15 protein-coding genes are annotated in these 16315 nt (G+C 42.9%); 1 reads left to right on the top strand and 14 read right to left on the bottom strand.

Annotation, left to right across the window (positions count from 1 at the left end):
- Positions 1-10: 10 nt before the first annotated feature.
- The gene (pbp2b, locus tag ACXYSL_RS04455) at positions 11-2053 is read right to left on the bottom strand and encodes a penicillin-binding protein PBP2B (protein ID WP_458624069.1); all 2043 of its coding nucleotides are present in this window, start codon (positions 2051-2053) and stop codon (positions 11-13) included.
- 256 nt (positions 2054-2309) lie between these two features.
- Between pbp2b and ACXYSL_RS04450 the strand changes: the two genes are divergently transcribed.
- A complete protein-coding gene (locus tag ACXYSL_RS04450; RefSeq protein ID WP_458624068.1) occupies positions 2310-3161 on the top strand; it encodes a MurR/RpiR family transcriptional regulator in 852 nt (283 codons plus the stop codon).
- 15 nt (positions 3162-3176) lie between these two features.
- Here ACXYSL_RS04450 and ACXYSL_RS04445 read toward each other — a convergent pair whose 3' ends face one another.
- The 13 genes from ACXYSL_RS04445 to acpS all read right to left on the bottom strand — a co-directional run bounded on the left by ACXYSL_RS04445 (position 3177) and on the right by acpS (position 16272).
- Complete coding sequence (locus tag ACXYSL_RS04445) at positions 3177-4061, bottom strand: ROK family protein (RefSeq protein WP_061588650.1); 885 nt, start codon at positions 4059-4061, stop codon at positions 3177-3179.
- Between the two features lie 17 nt (positions 4062-4078).
- Entirely contained in the window at positions 4079-4996 is a 918-nt protein-coding gene (locus ACXYSL_RS04440) for a dihydrodipicolinate synthase family protein (RefSeq protein WP_458624067.1), read from the bottom strand.
- A gap of 170 nt (positions 4997-5166) precedes the next feature.
- Entirely contained in the window at positions 5167-5811 is a 645-nt protein-coding gene (locus ACXYSL_RS04435) for a DUF624 domain-containing protein (RefSeq protein WP_084926105.1), read from the bottom strand.
- A gap of 20 nt (positions 5812-5831) precedes the next feature.
- Complete coding sequence (locus tag ACXYSL_RS04430; RefSeq protein ID WP_007521188.1) at positions 5832-6284, bottom strand: YhcH/YjgK/YiaL family protein; 453 nt, start codon at positions 6282-6284, stop codon at positions 5832-5834.
- Positions 6285-6557: 273 nt separating this feature from the next.
- Positions 6558-7397: a carbohydrate ABC transporter permease gene (locus tag ACXYSL_RS04425; RefSeq protein WP_001183243.1), complete on the bottom strand. Its 840-nt coding sequence runs from the start codon at positions 7395-7397 to the stop codon at positions 6558-6560.
- A 15-nt stretch (positions 7398-7412) separates the two neighbouring features.
- The gene (locus ACXYSL_RS04420; RefSeq protein ID WP_161800156.1) at positions 7413-8279 is read right to left on the bottom strand and encodes a carbohydrate ABC transporter permease; all 867 of its coding nucleotides are present in this window, start codon (positions 8277-8279) and stop codon (positions 7413-7415) included.
- 219 nt (positions 8280-8498) lie between these two features.
- Positions 8499-9827 (bottom strand): ABC transporter substrate-binding protein, encoded by a 1329-nt coding sequence (locus ACXYSL_RS04415; protein ID WP_458624066.1) that lies wholly within the window; start codon positions 9825-9827, stop codon positions 8499-8501.
- Between the two features lie 113 nt (positions 9828-9940).
- Positions 9941-10639 carry an N-acetylmannosamine-6-phosphate 2-epimerase gene (locus ACXYSL_RS04410; RefSeq protein WP_458624065.1) on the bottom strand — a complete coding sequence of 233 codons (699 nt, stop codon included), beginning with the start codon at positions 10637-10639 and terminating at the stop codon, positions 9941-9943.
- A gap of 200 nt (positions 10640-10839) precedes the next feature.
- Positions 10840-11820 (bottom strand): acetylxylan esterase, encoded by a 981-nt coding sequence (locus tag ACXYSL_RS04405; RefSeq protein ID WP_007521182.1) that lies wholly within the window; start codon positions 11818-11820, stop codon positions 10840-10842.
- 158 nt (positions 11821-11978) lie between these two features.
- The gene (locus tag ACXYSL_RS04400; RefSeq protein WP_195216848.1) at positions 11979-12461 is read right to left on the bottom strand and encodes an acyl-CoA thioesterase; all 483 of its coding nucleotides are present in this window, start codon (positions 12459-12461) and stop codon (positions 11979-11981) included.
- Between the two features lie 321 nt (positions 12462-12782).
- Positions 12783-14798, bottom strand: a complete 2016-nt coding sequence (recG, locus tag ACXYSL_RS04395; RefSeq protein WP_458624064.1) for an ATP-dependent DNA helicase RecG — start codon at positions 14796-14798, stop codon at positions 12783-12785.
- Positions 14799-14816: 18 nt separating this feature from the next.
- Complete coding sequence (gene alr, locus ACXYSL_RS04390; RefSeq protein ID WP_458624063.1) at positions 14817-15920, bottom strand: alanine racemase; 1104 nt, start codon at positions 15918-15920, stop codon at positions 14817-14819.
- Positions 15910-16272 (bottom strand): holo-ACP synthase, encoded by a 363-nt coding sequence (gene acpS / locus ACXYSL_RS04385; RefSeq protein ID WP_084911410.1) that lies wholly within the window; start codon positions 16270-16272, stop codon positions 15910-15912. The genes alr and acpS overlap by 11 nt, the downstream gene beginning before the upstream one ends.
- Between the last annotated feature and the right edge of the window lie 43 nt (positions 16273-16315).

Here is a 16315-nt window from a genome sequence, read left to right as displayed (position 1 = left end):
AAGTTCCTTTCTAATTCATTGGATGTTGTTGGTTATAAAGATTGATGATATCACGCGCAATTGAAGGTCCGACACCATTTGTTAGGTTGGTGTTATGAGGAAAGACGACTGCGACCGCGATTTGAGGATTATCGGACGGAGCATAAGCAACTGCGTTGGTATTATTGGCCTTTTGACCGCCATTAACATAACTTTCGGCCGTCCCCGTTTTCCCGCTGATGGAAACGGCTGCGCCATTTGAAAAGGCACGACCAGTTGTCAGAGCGCTCGTTCCATGCGAAACTTGATAGAAACCTTGGTGCAAGAGGGCCATATCCGCTTCTGAGATATTGATCTTGTTCAGTTCCTTGGTGGCTGTTTCTTGAACTAGATTACCTAAGCCACCTTGTTCATTGTTTCCATAAACTCCCTCAACGATGTGAGGAGCCAATCGTACGCCATTGTTTGCAATGGTTGCGACATACTGGGCTAACTGCATAGGTGTGTAGTTATCAAACTGGCCAAAGGCGTTATTAATATAGTTGGCCAAATCAAATTCTTTTGGTGTAAATCCTGTAGATTCATCTGGGAGGTCAATCTCTGTTGAAGCTCCAAGTCCATATTCCCCAAAGGTTGATCGCAACTTGCCCATTGCAGTTTCTAACTGATCAGTTGCGACTATCATATTTGGCTGGTAGGACTGCCCCATGATCCCTAGCGCAGTCTGAACCATGTAGGTATTAGAAGAGTACTCTAGAGCCTCAACTGCTGTGATAGGGAAGGAGCCATAGGACAAGGTATACCATGAATTGATCGGAGCCGAACCTTGGAAAACAATCGGCTGATCTGTCAAAGTTTGATTTCCTGACAAGACCCCATTTTCCCAACCAGAGCTAAGAGTCGCCGCCTTAACGACAGATCCTGGTACAAAGACATTGGTTATCGTTCCAAGCGAATCTGAACTTAATTCACCGGATTCGACATTATGCTTGACACCCGACATAGCTAGAACTGCACCGGTTTTAGGATTGAGGGCTACGGCGTAGACTCCTTCAGAGTATTTGGCTCCACCGTTACCCAACTCCGAGTTGAAGTAGCTCTTGAGTAGATCATCCACACCATTCTGGAAAGTTAGGTCAATCGTTAGTTTGATGTTGTTTCCTTTGCTTCCTTCTTCGACATTTTCTATACTTTCCATATTCCCGTGTTTGTCGAGGTGGATTTCCTTGACGGAGCGTTTGCCTTGAAGAACATCTTCATATTGCTTTTCAAGATAGGAAGTTCCTACTCGGTCATTGAGAGAATACCCTTTTTTCAAATAAGCGTCCACTTCCTCCGCTGGAAGACCTGATTTTTCACTCGATACACTACCTACAATTGAAGACAAAGAAGTGTCTAGGACTTTCCGATCCCATGAAGTTGAAATACTAATCCCTGGTAATTCCTTGGATGCTGATGCAACGAGAGCAACTTGGGTATCATTCAAGGCATCCGTAGAAATGGTGCCCGTCGCAAAATTTTCAACGGCATTGAGCTGACTAAAGAGATAGATTTCCTTTTTCTGGTCATCTGTATAATTGAGTTGACTCACGTCAATACTTTCAACTGCATTATTGTAGAGAGTCGCTTCAGATAAGCGGTTCCCATCTGAATCTAGGCGTTTATCACTTGGCAAGGATTCGACTATTTTTTTGTAAACGTCCTGGTCCGCCAAGTAGTAGTCTGCAATCTGACGGTCTGTCAAATTAGGGGAGGTCACATTCACATATGTGAGAAGTTTCTTGGCTGTCTCCTTCAATTCAGCTGCTGTCATTTTATTGTTTCGGGTGAAAGAAACGACTTGCTTGACAGTGTTTTCTACCAAGGGTTTCCCTGCCGCATCATAGATCTGTCCTCGAGCTGAACTGGTTGTTACCCTTGTCTGGCTGGCTGAGGCCAATTTTGTTTCATAGAAATCTTTATTGAGCACCTGCATGTATAACAATCGACCAATAATGGCCATAAACAAGAGGATAACAATGGCAAACAGTAAATTAAGCCGAATAGGAATCGAATGGCTATTGAATTTTCTCATACAACTAAGACTCTTTTCTAGAAAAAATTCCGATTTTCACCTTTATTTACATATAAAATAATAGAGCAAACAGGTGAAGCTCAGTACTTTTCATTGTACCATATTTTACGGAGAAACTCTTGGAAAAGTCGAAGCATTTTTTGACTTTCAACTGAAAATGCCTTTTTATTTGGTTATCCTAACTTCTATGATATAATGATAGTAATAGTTAGGAAAGCGTTAACCTTTAAGACTTTGACTCATAAAAAGGAGCCTCATGAACAAGCCAGATATCGCAACCATAATCGACCTCCATTTTGAAGAATTAACCGAGCTCGAGCAAGAACTCGCTCGCTATTTTTTACAACCTGAAACGAGTCAAGATGATCTTTCTTCTCAGCAAGTTACCCAGAAATTACATATCTCCCAAGCAGCATTGACCCGCTTTGCCAAAAAGTGTGGTTTTACAGGTTACCGAGAATTCGTCTTTCAATACCAGCATCAGGCTAGTAAACCGGACACTCATTCCCACAAACATAGTCCTTTGACCAAACGTGTTTTGCGAAGCTACAGTATCATGCGAGAACAAACGCAGGATTTGATTGACGAAGAACAACTGGAACGCGTTGCCCAGTTAATCGAAGATGCTGAGCGTGTCTACTTCTTTGGAACAGGCAGTTCCGGTCTTGTCGCTCGTGAAATGAAATTGCGTTTCATGCGTCTGGGTGTGGTCTGTGAAGCCTTAACCGATCAGGACGGCTTTGCATGGACGACCAGCATCATGGATGAAAATTGTCTAGTACTCGGTTTCTCACTTTCTGGTACAACTCCTTCTATTTTAGACAGTCTATTAGACGCAAAAGAGATGGGGGCCAAGACCATCCTCTTTACCAGCGCTCCAAACAAAAATAGTCAGGCCTATACAGAGACCGTTCTTGTTGCTAGCCACAGCCAGCCTTCCTACATTCAACGGATATCCGCTCAGCTCCCCATGCTCTTCCTTATAGATTTGGTTTATGCCTACTTTTTGGAAATCAATCGTGAAAGCAAGGAGAAAATCTTTAATAGCTATTGGGAAAATAAAAAACTCAATGGCTATCGTAGACAAAAACGCGTTAGAAAATCCTAGTTTGGTTGAACCAAACTAGGATTGTTTTGTTTTGAAATGATAATAGGCACCCAACATACCTGCTGTGTTTTGGTGATGGGCAAATTCTAATCGTGTTTTTTCAGCTAGGCTTGGCACCAAGGCCGCCTTCAAGGCTGTGCGGATCTTCGGTTTGAGGATAGCCTCTTGCCCCATGATCCCGCCACCGAGAATGACCACTTCTGGATTGGCAACGTAGCAAATATTTGCCAGACCTTTCCCAAGGTAGTCTACCATGCGGTCAATACCAGCCATACAAATCTTGTTTCCTTCAGTAGCTTCCTTGAAAATGCGTCGGCCATTCCACTGATCAACTGGATCGCCATGACCTGTTGCTACATATTCTACCAAGGCTGTCGTAGAAGCCAAGTCTTGGAAAGCTCCATCCTGCATGTGCATATAACCAACTTCGCAAGCTGAGTTGCTAAATCCATGGAAAACTTTCCCATCCATAATCAAGCAACCACCGATACCTGTTCCAATGGTCAAACAAAGTGTCACACTCGCTCCCTTGCCTGAACCAGATACTGCCTCAGCAAGACCTGCACAGTTGACATCATTTTCAATTTCGCAAGGAATCGCAAAGCTAGTCTCGATTTCCTTCTTGAACTGGGTTCCTGCATAGTTGGGAATCTGAGGACCAGCATAGAAGATTTCACCCTTATCAGGATCCACCATCCCTGCAGAAGAAATGGCAACACCTGCTACTGGGCCCTTTTCTAAATAGCTGGCTACGATATCTTTTGTCTTTTGTAAGATATGGGGTCCACCCTTATGCGCCTCAGTTGGCATTTCATGCGATTCAACAAGTTGGCCTTCTTGGTCGATCAAACCATATTTGATGTTGGTTCCGCCAATATCAATTGCAACGTAGTGTGTCATAAATACCTCCTTATGGATTAGAGGAAGCGCTCCTTGGTTTCACGAATCAATTGCGCTGCTGCTTCTACAACTGGTCGATCTTCTTCAGTCACTGGTGTCAATGGTGAACGAACTGATCCAATGTTAAGTCCCTCATTGATTTTCAAGACTTCTTTGATCACACCGTACATATTTCCATGTGCAGCAGTCAATTTACCAATGATTGCGTTGATAGCATACTGCAATTCACGCGCTGTTTCCAAGTCTTTTTCAGCAATCAACTGATTTAGTTTCAAGAAGAGTTCTGGCATCGCACCATAAGTACCACCGATACCAGCTTTGGCACCCATGAGGCAACCACCTAGGAACTGTTCATCTGGACCATTAAAGACGATATGGTCTTCCCCACCAAGGCTAACAAAAGTTTGGATATCTTGAACTGGCATAGAAGAGTTCTTCACACCGATAACACGAGGATTTTTCAACATTTCAGTGTAGAGACTTGGAGTTAAAGCAACTCCTGCCAATTGAGGAATGTTATAAATCACGTAGTCTGTATTTGGAGCTGCAGAACTGATATCGTTCCAGTATTTAGCAACTGAGTATTCTGGCAAGCGGAAGTAAATCGGTGGAATCGTTGCAATGGCATCTACACCCAAGCTTTCTGCGTGGCGAGCAAGTTCCATACTATCCTTTGTATTATTGCAAGCTACGTGAGCGATGATGGTCAATTTCCCTTTAGCAACTGTCATGACTTCTTCCAAAATCAACTTGCGGTCTGCCACACTTTGGTAGATACATTCACCAGAAGAACCATTGACATAGAGACCTTGAACTCCCTTATCAATGAAGTATTGAACCAAGGCGCGCGTACGCTCTGGACTAACTTCTCCTTGATCATCATAACATGCGTAGAAGGCTGGAATGACGCCTTCGTATTTTTTCAAATCTGACATAGATTTTCTCCTAAGATTTCTTTTTTCTGCTGAGAGCAGTTCTATTTTTTACAAGTTTAGTATACACCTTGTGAAAATCGCTTTCAATATCTTATATACACTTAGATTTTAGTTTCTACTTGTATTTTAGAAACTGTAACGATTGAAAGTAGTTTCAGAAACAAGCCATCCTACTGGTATTTGGCGAAGATTTTCTCCATCAAACCTGCTTGGAGAAAGACTAGCAAACCAAAACCAAAGAGGATAAAGGCTGACCCACCCAAAAGGAGAGTGAAGGCGGATAGATAAAGAACCATCACTATGAGAAAGAGAATGGCTAACATGAGGAAGAACCATGGAAAGTTAAAACTTGCCAAGATAAGCCCTTTTTGCAACACTTCTTTCCAAGACAAATCATAGCGCGCAGCGATGGGATAACTAGCCAGCATCACCAGAGTGAGGAAGATGAGAATCCCCAAACATATAGCTTTCACAATCTGGAAAGGCAAAGCAGTCTGTCCCCAGAAGAGATAGAGGTCTAAAAGACTCAACAAAACAATGCCCAACTCTAACAGACCCAACTGAAGACCCAGTTTCAGATTTTGCTTGAAAGCTCTCAGATAGGTTCTAAAGACTGGTACCCGTCTGCTTCTCTTAATCTCAAACATGGTCTCGTAAAGGCTGATTTTCGCTACTCCAATCGTCACGATGGGCAAACAAGAGACGACAAAAAGAAGGTTGACTGTCACGATATCCAAGACCTTCTCACTGAAACGCATGAGAAAATTATCTGTATCAAATGCTGCCTTGATTAGGCTTACTCCTTTTTGTGCCATGTTTGCTCCTCCTGATTCTTTTAATCAATCAAAATTTTAAAAAGATACTTGCGAACCTTTTCTTCCATCCCTGCGTAGCCATTTGGCTGGTGAGGTTCTCCTGGGAAGAAAATCGCAAAATTGTGATAGCCCAACAAGAGTGGGTATTTTTCATGACAATGGACAAAACCAATGTCACTCGCTTCGTCGAATGCTACTGCTTCATCTTTGATACGTGAACCGTAGCTCGAATATTCATGTCCTTCTACCAGCAAATGCAAGTCTGCATAGTTCTTATGATGCTCAAATTGATCATTTTCAGCTTGATTGAGGACATTTTCCTGAACAACTAGAAAGACCTTGTCCCCGTCAATCTCATACTTACCGAGTTCGAAAGAATCTTTACGGTGCTGATAGAGATAGTCGATAACCTTGTCAAGATTGGGATGGATTCCCTTGTAAAAGGCGATGTTTTTCAAATCGTCAAAAATCATTCTGTTTCCTTCGTTTCTGATAGTTAACTAAAATCATAAATTAAGTTGATAAGTGTCTGACAAAACTTCACGAAGTAACTGCATACTCTCCATTTTGTAGACACTTATGAAACTATATTTCTCTTAGTCTATAACATATTCTTCTGAATTTTGATAGACAGTTTTTCCTATACTCAATGAAAATCGAAGAACAAACTAGGAAGCTAACCGCAGGCAATACTTAAGTATGGCAAGGTGATGCTGACGTAGTTTGAATTCGATTTTCGCAGAGTATTATCCTTTAACAGCTCCCATAGTAATACCCTGAGTGAAGGATTTTTGGAAGACAAGGAAGACTGTTACGATTGGCACTGCTGCAAGAGCTGCACCCGCCATGATCAAACCGTAGTTGGTTGCCATTTCGGCCTGCATGGTCGCAACCCCGAGTGAGATAGTCAAATTTTGACGTGAAGTCAACATAACCAACTGCATAAAGTAGTCGTTCCAAGTATTGATGAAGGTAAAGATTGCAAGAGCTGCAAATCCTGGTTTCACGATAGGGAAGGCTACGCTCCAGAAGGTACGAATCTCACCACAACCGTCGATTTTAGCTGATTCAAGCAATTCTGTAGGGATGTTTTCGCTGAACTGTTTCATGAGGAAGACCCCAAATGGCCATCCAATCAAAGGCAAGATAACTGCCCAAAGAGTATCGTGAATTCCCATGAAGTTGACGATACGTACCAATGGTACAAGGACAACTTGTTTTGGAAGTGCCATGGCAGCGATAAAGACTGCAAAGAGAATGCGTTGACCATAGAAACGTTTTTTAGCCAAGACATAACCTGCTAGAGAAGAGGTTGCACAGACTAGGAACATAGTTACTAGTGAGATAAATACAGAGTTCCACATCCACTGCATAGCAGGGTTTTGCACCATGAGTTGTTGGAAGTTTTCCATGGTTGGCATTTTAGGGAACCACTGTGGCGGAATCATAATGGTATCAGGCTGTGATTTGAAGGCCCCTGTCAAGATCCAGTAGAATGGAAAGATGAACAGTACGGTCAACAAGAGCAAGATAATCGTTGAAATAACAGTGAAAGCTGTTAAAGGTTTCTTTTGTGTAGGTTGCATAACTGTCTCCTTTCTTTAGTATTCTACGTCGTTTCCGAGGATCTTGAATTGAGCAAAGCTGACAATGGCAATCATCACTGCTAAGAAGACACCGATGGTATTGGCATAGCCGTACTCTGTCAATTGGAAGGCTTTTTCGTAAAGGTAGTACATCAAGGTACTTGTTGAGTAGTTTGGACCACCAGATGTCAACAACTGAATCAAGGCGAAACATTGGAATGAGTTGATGGTTGTGATGATTGCGATGTAAAGAGTTGTTGGAAGAAGGCTAGGCCATTTGATCTTCCAGAAGACTTGAAATTCAGTCGCACCGTCAACACGCGCTGCTTCAACAAGTGAGTTATCAATATTCCCCATGGCAGCGATATAAAGGATAATCGGTTGACCAACAGATGTTGTCAAAAGGATGATCATAATCGCTAGCAAAGCCCAGTTTTTGTCACCCAGCCAAGAAATGTTCTGGCTGATGATGTGGCTTGACTTAAGGACAAAGTTTAGAATCCCTGATAGTGGGTCATAGATCCATTTCCATACAACCGTTACGGCAACACTACCTGTTACAACCGGTAGGAAGAAGACGAAACGATAAAAAGAACGGGCAATGGCATTTTGATGATAGGTTTGAGATGCTACAAAGAGAGAGAAGAGAACCACAATCGGAACAGATCCGATAACCAGGATAACGGTATTGATCAAAGACTTCATAAAGACAGGGTCTTTAAACATGCGAATGTAGTTATCCAAGCCCACAAACTCAAATTTAGTCATGGAGTAGTTAAAGAAACTTGTAATGAATCCCATAATCATAGGAGCCAAGACAAAGATGACAAAGAAGAATAACACTGGTGCTAGGAAAGCGTAGGAAATCACTGTTTCCCGCATACGAATTTTATTGACTTTCACAGTCGGCACCTCTCTTTCAAATAGAATAGTTTTTGATTTTCTTGAACTGTTTTAAAACCAAAATGAAATTTTTTAAGATTCGCTTATGTAAGAACTTCATTTTAATTTCGTGACAGTTCCTACCATTTCAAACAAAAGTCCCCCTTTTCTTACACCATAGTGCACAGGGAAAAGGGGGGAATCAATCTGACTTAGTGCTTATTGTTTTGTAGCTTTTTTGATGGTTTCGTTAGCTTTTTCAGTGAAGGCTTTCAAAGCATCCGCTGGTTTTTCGTCACCATTTGATACAGATTGCAACATTGGGAACCAAAGTGTTCTCATTTCAGCAAATCCATCGATAGTGTTGTAGTATGGTGAGTAGTATTTAGTCCAGCTGCTGATTGTTTCCATACGTTTGTCATCATAAAGTTTGCCAAATGAAGTACGAACTGGGAAGGCACCTGTACGAACAACGTCTTTAGGACCCCATTCTTTGTCATCTGCGATGAATTGAACGAATTTCTTAGCAGCTGCGACTTTCTTGTCGTCTTTGTTGTTGAATACTGCAAATCCGTTTACAAGGTATTCAAGAGATGGTTTACCTGAGTCTGATGGGAATGGTACTTCTACCACATCTACCTTACTTGCTTCCAAGAGTTTCGCTTGGATACCGTTTTGAGCTGGTGCCCAAAGGATTGTGTATGAAGTTTGACCGTTCGCAAAGTTTTGGATGTCTGCTCCACCGTCAAATTGTGAACCATTGTTCAATAGACCGTCCTTGATCCAGCTAGCAGCTTTTTCAAGACCTTTGACGAATTTAGGATCGTCTGTTGTATATTTTGTTACATCTTTATCTGTTACAGAACCGCCATAAAGGTTTGCGATGAAGGCACGTGTTCCTTGGTCTCCCCCTTGACCAGAACTGAACAATGAACCTGGAGTGTAGCCTTTATCTTTAAGCGCTTTCAAAACTTTTTCAAAGTCATCAGTTGTCCAACCTTCTTTAACAAGGTTTGCAACTCCAGCATCTTCCAACATCTTCTTGTTCATGGCCATGTAGAATGGAGCTGAACTGATTGGATACATGTATGCTTTGTCTCCAGCTTTACTTGCTTGTACGATGTTTTCGTTGTTCACATCTTTGACGAATTCGTCTGTGAAGAGGTCATTCAACTCAGCCAATTTACCATTTTTACCGTATTGGATGATACGTCCTGGTGCGTCAAAGAGTACGTCTGGCGCTGTTCCTGCTTCGATGGCTGTTGTGATCTTTTCAGGACCTGACTTGAAGTCGATGGTTTCCAATTTCACTTTTACATCTGGATTTGCTTTTTCAAAAGCTTCGATGATTGATTTTTCATAAGTTCCAACACCGTCACCAGTTTTTTCTTGTGTGAAGACTGGGAATGCCCACCAAGTGATTTCTGTTTTTCCGCTATCGCTACCAGAATTTGCAGCATCTTTACTTCCACCAGAGTTACCACAAGCAGCAAGGCCAAGAATCGCAGCACCCGCAAGTACTGTACAAGCTAGTTTTCTAAATTTCATCTGTATTCTCCTAATTTATAAGCGTATCCATATTGGATAATGAGTTCTTTATATTTGTATACGTTTTCATTTTGTTCGACGCATCGACCACTCTCCTCTGTTTTGAGATTGTGTTATTTAAGACCGGCAACAAAGCGTTCCGTAATCTCTTTTGGTCTAGTAATAGCTCCACCAACAACGATACCTCGCACCCCATATTCAAGGATTTGCTTAGCTTGTTCTGGTGTATGAATTTTCCCTTCAGCGATGACATCCACTCCTGCTTCACAAAGTTTTTTGATCAGTTCAAAGTCTGGACCATCTACTTTTGGACTATATGAAGTGTAACCTGATAGGGTTGTTCCAACAAAATCAATCCCTGCTTCGACCGCTGCTATTCCTTCTTCAAAAGTGCTAGTATCAGCCATTAAAAGTTGATGTGGATACTTTTTTTTGACTTGTCGGATAAAGTCCTGAATTTCCAAACCATCGTAACGTTCACGTTTGGTACAATCCAGAGCAATGACCTCAATGTCTAGTTCAGCCAACTCATCAACTTCTTTCATAGTCGCTGTAATGAATGGCTCCTGTGGCGGATAGTCACGTTTGATAATCCCGATAATCGGTAGTTTCGTAACCTCCTTGATCTCCTTGATATCGCGAACACTGTTTGCTCGGATACCGACTGCCCCACCTTGCTCAGCCGCTTTGACTAGCAAGGGGATAACCCCTCCCGCTTCTGTATAAAGCGGTTCGTGAGGAAGTGCCTGGCAAGAGACAATGATTCCATCTTTGATCTGTTCAATCAAGGCTTCTTTGCTGATCTGTGGCATCCTCTTTCCTCCCTTTCTTGTTCTTATGGGCTTATTATATATTATTTGTTAAGCGCTTTCAATAGGTTGTGATAGAATAGATTTCAGTTTCAAAACTATTTTATAGAACAGACTATCCTGAAAGTAGTTTCAGAGAGCCATCTATTTTAAATAATTTTTATTAAAAAACAAAAAAGAGAGCTCCTGGGCTCTCTCATTCATTATCTTGCGTACTTAAAAGGAATCTCACTACCACAGAGCCAGTTATAAACTTGGTCATTGACAAAAACATTCATGGCTTCGTGGGCATACTCAGGCATGATGCGATAGGCCTTTTCGCAAATTAGACGATTGTAAATTGCAAACTGGGTAATAGGATAGCAAACATCGTCATCCAAGCCCGTAATCATCTTGACCTCACCTTGAATGCGATGGGCAAGATTTTTCACATCGATGTAGGCAAGGGTCGCCATGATTTCCTCCTCTGTTTCATGGAAAGGATCGTGGAACTTGAAATAACGGAAGAGTTCATCATAGGCTTCACTGGTATTGCCAATCTCAATCACTCGTCTAAAGTCAGACAAGAAAGGATAGATGGCAACTGTTTTCTGAATCCTAGGATTGAGCGCCGCTGCAACCAGGGCTAAAGCCCCTCCCTGTGAGGCGCCATAGCTAGAAAGTCTTTCCTCATCTACCTGAGGTAGACTAGCAACAATTTCGATCAACTGGTAAATATCCAGATAGACATCCTTATAAAAGAGATGTTCCCGACCTTCCACAGCACCACGGATGATATGCCCCTTCACCGTATTTCCTAGTGGAGAGCGCAAGCCGTCTTGCGAATAGCCCGACTGGCCCCGCACATCCATGGAAACAACACCGTAACCAGCCACCGTATAGGCCAGCATGTCAGCCCAGTCCCAACCACGCCCCATGTATCCATGGAAATGGAAGATTAGCGGAACCTTCTCCTCAGTCTTTGGAAGGACGACGCGTGCATAGACCTTGCCTTCATTAGTTCCCTCAAAGGTCAGTTCATAGCACCTTACTTGAGGAATATGGAAATCCTTTTCCTCCCACTGGTAGGCAGGAAGGACTGAAACTTTTTTGACTTCCTCATTCCAAAAAGCATCAAAATCTTCTGGGACCTCATCCCTTCCTTTATAAGTCTTGATTTCTTCTAGCAAAGCTGGGTTTTTCATAGCATGCTCCTTTTAATTTGTAATCGTTATCATAACTGTAGCATATCTAGAAAAGCAATGCAAGAAAGAATGGTAAACAGAAAGTGATTTTAAATTCTCCTCCCTCAAACGCATCGTTTGAAAGTAGTTTTAAAATCTTAAACTTCTAATCCTCCGTTTTACATATGATCCTTCACAGCAACTGCTACCATTCTGGCTTTGGCACGGACTTTAGTAGCCACTGTCATCTCCATAGCAATAATTGCTTTTCTTTCCCCTAATTCCTCCAGAGTAGAAGTAACCACAATTTCATCTTCAATTGGACTAGGACTAAGGTAATCAATCTCCAAGCGAGCTGTAATAAAACGTCCTATCACAGTTGATTCCGTCAGTTCCAACCCTTTTTGATGATGGGCAAACCAAGCTGCTGAGGCCGTGCCATGGCAATCAAAAATAGTCGCTATCATTCCTCCAAAGACATTTGATGGAACTCCACCAGTATAAGCATTTTCAAGCTTTATCCGACTAATACAACTCTTTCCATCTATACTTGGATAGGTTTTTAAATGTAAGCCTAAATCATTCTTGGGACCACATCCCCAACAATGCTGAAATCGTTCTCCATACCTATCTTGGATAGCAATCGTTCTTGTTTCTAACATCTTAAAAACTCCTTTCATTCTACACTATACTCTATTTTTGCTCATTATATCAAGCTTCTCTCAATGAGTAAATAGGCTGGGTGACTAATATCTTTTTATCACTTGACTAAGTTTGATTTATAGGTGACCACTTCTTAAAAGAAAAAGAGCGTTTCCGCTCTTTGTGTATCAATAGGTGCTAGCTCCTTTCTCTAGTTTGACGGTTTGGAATTTCTTTTGGTAGGTTACTTTAATAGTCATATGAGAATCCTCGTTTCTTTTTGATGACTCTAGTATAAGACCCAAACCTAAAAGCTAGCTTATAGATTTCTTAGAAAAGGCTTAATCCAGATGTTCTCTCTTCTCTAGGTGGAGAGCAATCATGCGCCATTCTGGATCCTCTTTCCAATCTTCTATCGAACTAATGTAGCTGGCAACCTTCCTGGCTTCTTCCAAAATCGGAAAATCTTCGATAATATCCGCCACTTGAAACTCTGGCAGACCTGACTGTCTGGTTCCAAAAATCTCACCCGATCCGCGCATTTTCAAATCCTCCTCCGCAAGGACAAATCCATTAGTCGTTTCTGTCATGATGCGCATGCGATCCTTCCCAGAGTCCGTCTTGGGATTGGCAACGAGAACCGAATAGGACTGCTTGTCCCCCCGACCCACACGACCTCTGAGCTGGTGAAGCTGACTGAGACCGAAGCGATCGGCATCCATGATAATCATGACAGTCGCATTGGGAACATTGACCCCAACCTCGATAACCGTTGTCGAAACCAGAATATCCGTTTTTCTCTTTTTAAAATCCTGCATGATCTGATCTTTTTCGTTACTCTTCATCTTACCATGTAGCAGAGCAACCTCTGCCTTTCCTGCAAAATGAGCCGTCAATTCCTCTGATAAGGCAATAGCATTTTTCAGATCCAGAGCTTCTGATTCTTCAATCAAGGGAGAGATGACGTATGCTTGAGAACCTTTTTGAATTTCTCCTTCTAACCAAGTCAGCACCTGAGGCAGTTGCTCATGTTTGATCCAACGTGTCACAATGGGTTTCCGACCCGCAGGCATCTGGTCGATAATGGAAACATCCATATCGCCAAAGGCTGTGATAGCCAATGTTCGCGGAATGGGCGTCGCCGTCATCATGAGAACGTCTGGGTTGTCGCCTTTTTCCCGTAAAATCCGCCTTTGTCCCACACCAAAACGGTGCTGCTCATCGATGATAATCAAACCAAGGCGAGCATAATCAACCCCATCTTGTATCAGAGCGTGGGTTCCGATAATCAAATCAGCCTCACCCTTCGCTATGGTCTCCAAGACTTCTCTTTTTTCTGCAGCTTTCAAGGATCCTGTCAAGAGAGCGAGTTTCAAGTCTGGAAAGAGACTCTGTAGACTTTCAAAGTGTTGCTCAGCAAGGATTTCGGTCGGTACCATGAGAGCCGCTTGGTAGCCAGCCGTCACTGCAGCAAACATGGCCAAGCCAGCGACTACCGTTTTCCCGCTCCCCACATCTCCTTGCAGGAGACGATTCATGTGGTAGTCCGACTTCATGTCGGTCAAAATTTCCCGCAAACTTTTTTCCTGATCTGGGGTTAAGGCAAAAGGTAAACATTCCTTAACAGCCGTCACTTTTTCCTGAGACCAATTCAGAACCAGACCGCTTCCCTGAACTCTATTTTCAGACTTGAGCGTCTGCAACTGCATTTGGAAGTAAAAGAGTTCCTCAAACTTGATACGACGAAGGGCCTGCTTGTATTCTGCCAAATCCTTTGGAAAATGCATAGCACGAACTGCCTGGCAACGGGACATGAGTTTGTATTTATCAAGTAAAAACTGGGGAAGATTTTCCTCTATCAAGAGGTCCAACCCCTGATCAAAAGCCGTTTTGATGACCTTAACTAGACTGGCCTGACTGATTCCTTGAGCCAGACGATAGACAGGCTGGAGGTCATCTTCCACCTGAGCCAGGACCTTCATCCCTGTCAGGCTGGCCTTGGCACGGTCCCACTTCCCAAAAACAGCAAGGGTTGCTCCCAACTCTATCTTATCAGCCAGATAGGGCTGGTTAAAGAAATTCACTGCAAAAACGACTTCTCCCTGCTTAAGGCTAAAACGTAGGCGATTGCGCTTGAAACCATAATACTGTACACTAGCAGGTGTCACGACTTGACCAGACAGAACCGCCTTTTCGCCATCTTCCAGATCTAGGACCTGCTTGGTTTTGAAATCTTCATAACGGAAAGGAAAGTAGAGCAAGAGGTCTTGCAAGTTTTCAATTCCTAGTTTGGCGTATTTCTCTGCTGACTTTGGTCCCACGCCAGGCAAGACATGCAAGGGTTGATGTAGATTCATGCTCCACTCCTTTCTTTTTTAATAATATTCTCGAGGAATGCGATCGCTGAGGAGACAAACGACCTCATAGTTAATAGTTCCACGGTAGGCCGCTACCTGAGTAGCTGTGATTTCCCTGTCCCCGTTAGTGCCGATCAGTGTTACTTTTGTTCCGAGCGGATAAATCTTAGGCAAGCGAATGGTGATTTGGTCCATAGAAACCCGTCCGACGATTGGGCAAGCTTGTCCATCTACCAAGACAGTGAAATTTTGCATATCTCGTGTCCAACCATCCGCATAACCGATTGGCACGGTCGCGATGACTTGCTCGCTATCCGCCTGATAGGTGGCTCCATAGCCCATGCAAGCTCCAGCTGGCACTGTCTTGACATGGACCAGAGCCGACTCCAAGGTCAAGGCTGGAGTCAAGTCATAAGGCAAGTCTAAGACATCTCCACTTGGATTGAGACCATACATGGAATCTCCCATACGAACCGCATTGAAAATAGTTTCAGCATGCCAGAGGGTCGTTGCTGAGTTGCTGGCATGAACCAGCTCTGGAACATCCTTCATACTTGCCAAAATAGCTTTAAAGCGTTCTAACTGGGCATTAAAATAAGTATCTGATTCCTCATCTGCAGTAGCAAAGTGGGTAAAAATTCCCTCAACACGAGCACCATGTTGCTTGAGCAAGTCTTGAGCCTGCTCAGCTTCACTGACATCTCTAAAACCAATTCGTCCCATTCCTGAGTCAATCTTGAGGTGAACTGTTAAGCCTGCTAGGTCATTCTCCCTAGATAAGAGAGCTTGAATCCACTCCAACCCTGCCACTGTCAAGGTAATGTCGTATTCTTTAGCTAGGGAAACAGCTTCTAGCTCAGAAACTCCTAAGATGAGGATTTTCTTGTTTATACCTGCTTGACGCAACTCGATAGCTTCATCGATATTGGAAACGCAAAATCCATCAACAACATCCTGGATCGCCGTTGCAACAGCTACCGCCCCATGTCCATAAGCATTAGCCTTGACTACTGCAAATTTGAGCGTATCATTAGGGATATGACTTCCCATTTGTTGTATATTTTGTCGAATAGCTCCCAAACGAATCAGAGCCTTGGTCGGTCTATGTGGACTAGCTTTCATGATTTTCCTCCAAAATGACACTGGCTGTCACAAACTGATCTGTATGGCTGATTGACAGCCAAATTTTTCCTGAAAATGGCGCCTGACTAAAATAGGGAGCTCCTCGTTCATTGTTCAAGACTTCCAAATCCTGAAAGGTCAGTTTGCCAATTCCTGTCCCCATAGCCTTGGAAAAAGCTTCCTTAGCCGACCAGCGACCAGCCAAATATTCGATTTGTCTGCGCCCTTTGAGACTGGTAAATCGCTCCATTTCCTTAGTTGTCAGCACGCGCTTGGCAAAGCCCTCACGTCGTGTAACTGCACTTTCTATCGAAGCCAATTCTTCGATGTCAATTCCGTGTCCAACTATCATACTCATAAAAGGAGCTGAGATTCCCCCAACTCCATCCTTTTCA

The sequence above is a fragment of the Streptococcus sp. V913 genome, assembly GCF_054353455.1.
This window is presented reverse-complemented; position numbering and strand designations above follow the sequence as displayed.

Coding starts and splice junctions, on each gene's coding strand:
- ACXYSL_RS04445 (WP_061588650.1), bottom strand. CDS start 4,061: ATGACACACTACGTTGCAATTGATATTGGCGGAACCAACATCAAATAT.
- ACXYSL_RS04430 (WP_007521188.1), bottom strand. CDS start 6,284: ATGATTTTTGACGATTTGAAAAACATCGCCTTTTACAAGGGAATCCAT.
- ACXYSL_RS04420 (WP_161800156.1), bottom strand. CDS start 8,279: ATGCGGGAAACAGTGATTTCCTACGCTTTCCTAGCACCAGTGTTATTC.
- ACXYSL_RS04450 (WP_458624068.1), top strand. CDS start 2,310: ATGAACAAGCCAGATATCGCAACCATAATCGACCTCCATTTTGAAGAA.
- ACXYSL_RS04405 (WP_007521182.1), bottom strand. CDS start 11,820: ATGAAAAACCCAGCTTTGCTAGAAGAAATCAAGACTTATAAAGGAAGG.
- alr (WP_458624063.1), bottom strand. CDS start 15,920: ATGAAAGCTAGTCCACATAGACCGACCAAGGCTCTGATTCGTTTGGGA.
- ACXYSL_RS04435 (WP_084926105.1), bottom strand. CDS start 5,811: ATGGCACAAAAAGGAGTAAGCCTAATCAAGGCAGCATTTGATACAGAT.
- recG (WP_458624064.1), bottom strand. CDS start 14,798: ATGAATCTACATCAACCCTTGCATGTCTTGCCTGGCGTGGGACCAAAG.
- ACXYSL_RS04440 (WP_458624067.1), bottom strand. CDS start 4,996: ATGTCAGATTTGAAAAAATACGAAGGCGTCATTCCAGCCTTCTACGCA.
- pbp2b (WP_458624069.1), bottom strand. CDS start 2,053: ATGAGAAAATTCAATAGCCATTCGATTCCTATTCGGCTTAATTTACTG.
- ACXYSL_RS04425 (WP_001183243.1), bottom strand. CDS start 7,397: ATGCAACCTACACAAAAGAAACCTTTAACAGCTTTCACTGTTATTTCA.
- acpS (WP_084911410.1), bottom strand. CDS start 16,272: ATGATAGTTGGACACGGAATTGACATCGAAGAATTGGCTTCGATAGAA.
- ACXYSL_RS04410 (WP_458624065.1), bottom strand. CDS start 10,639: ATGCCACAGATCAGCAAAGAAGCCTTGATTGAACAGATCAAAGATGGA.
- ACXYSL_RS04400 (WP_195216848.1), bottom strand. CDS start 12,461: ATGTTAGAAACAAGAACGATTGCTATCCAAGATAGGTATGGAGAACGA.
- ACXYSL_RS04415 (WP_458624066.1), bottom strand. CDS start 9,827: ATGAAATTTAGAAAACTAGCTTGTACAGTACTTGCGGGTGCTGCGATT.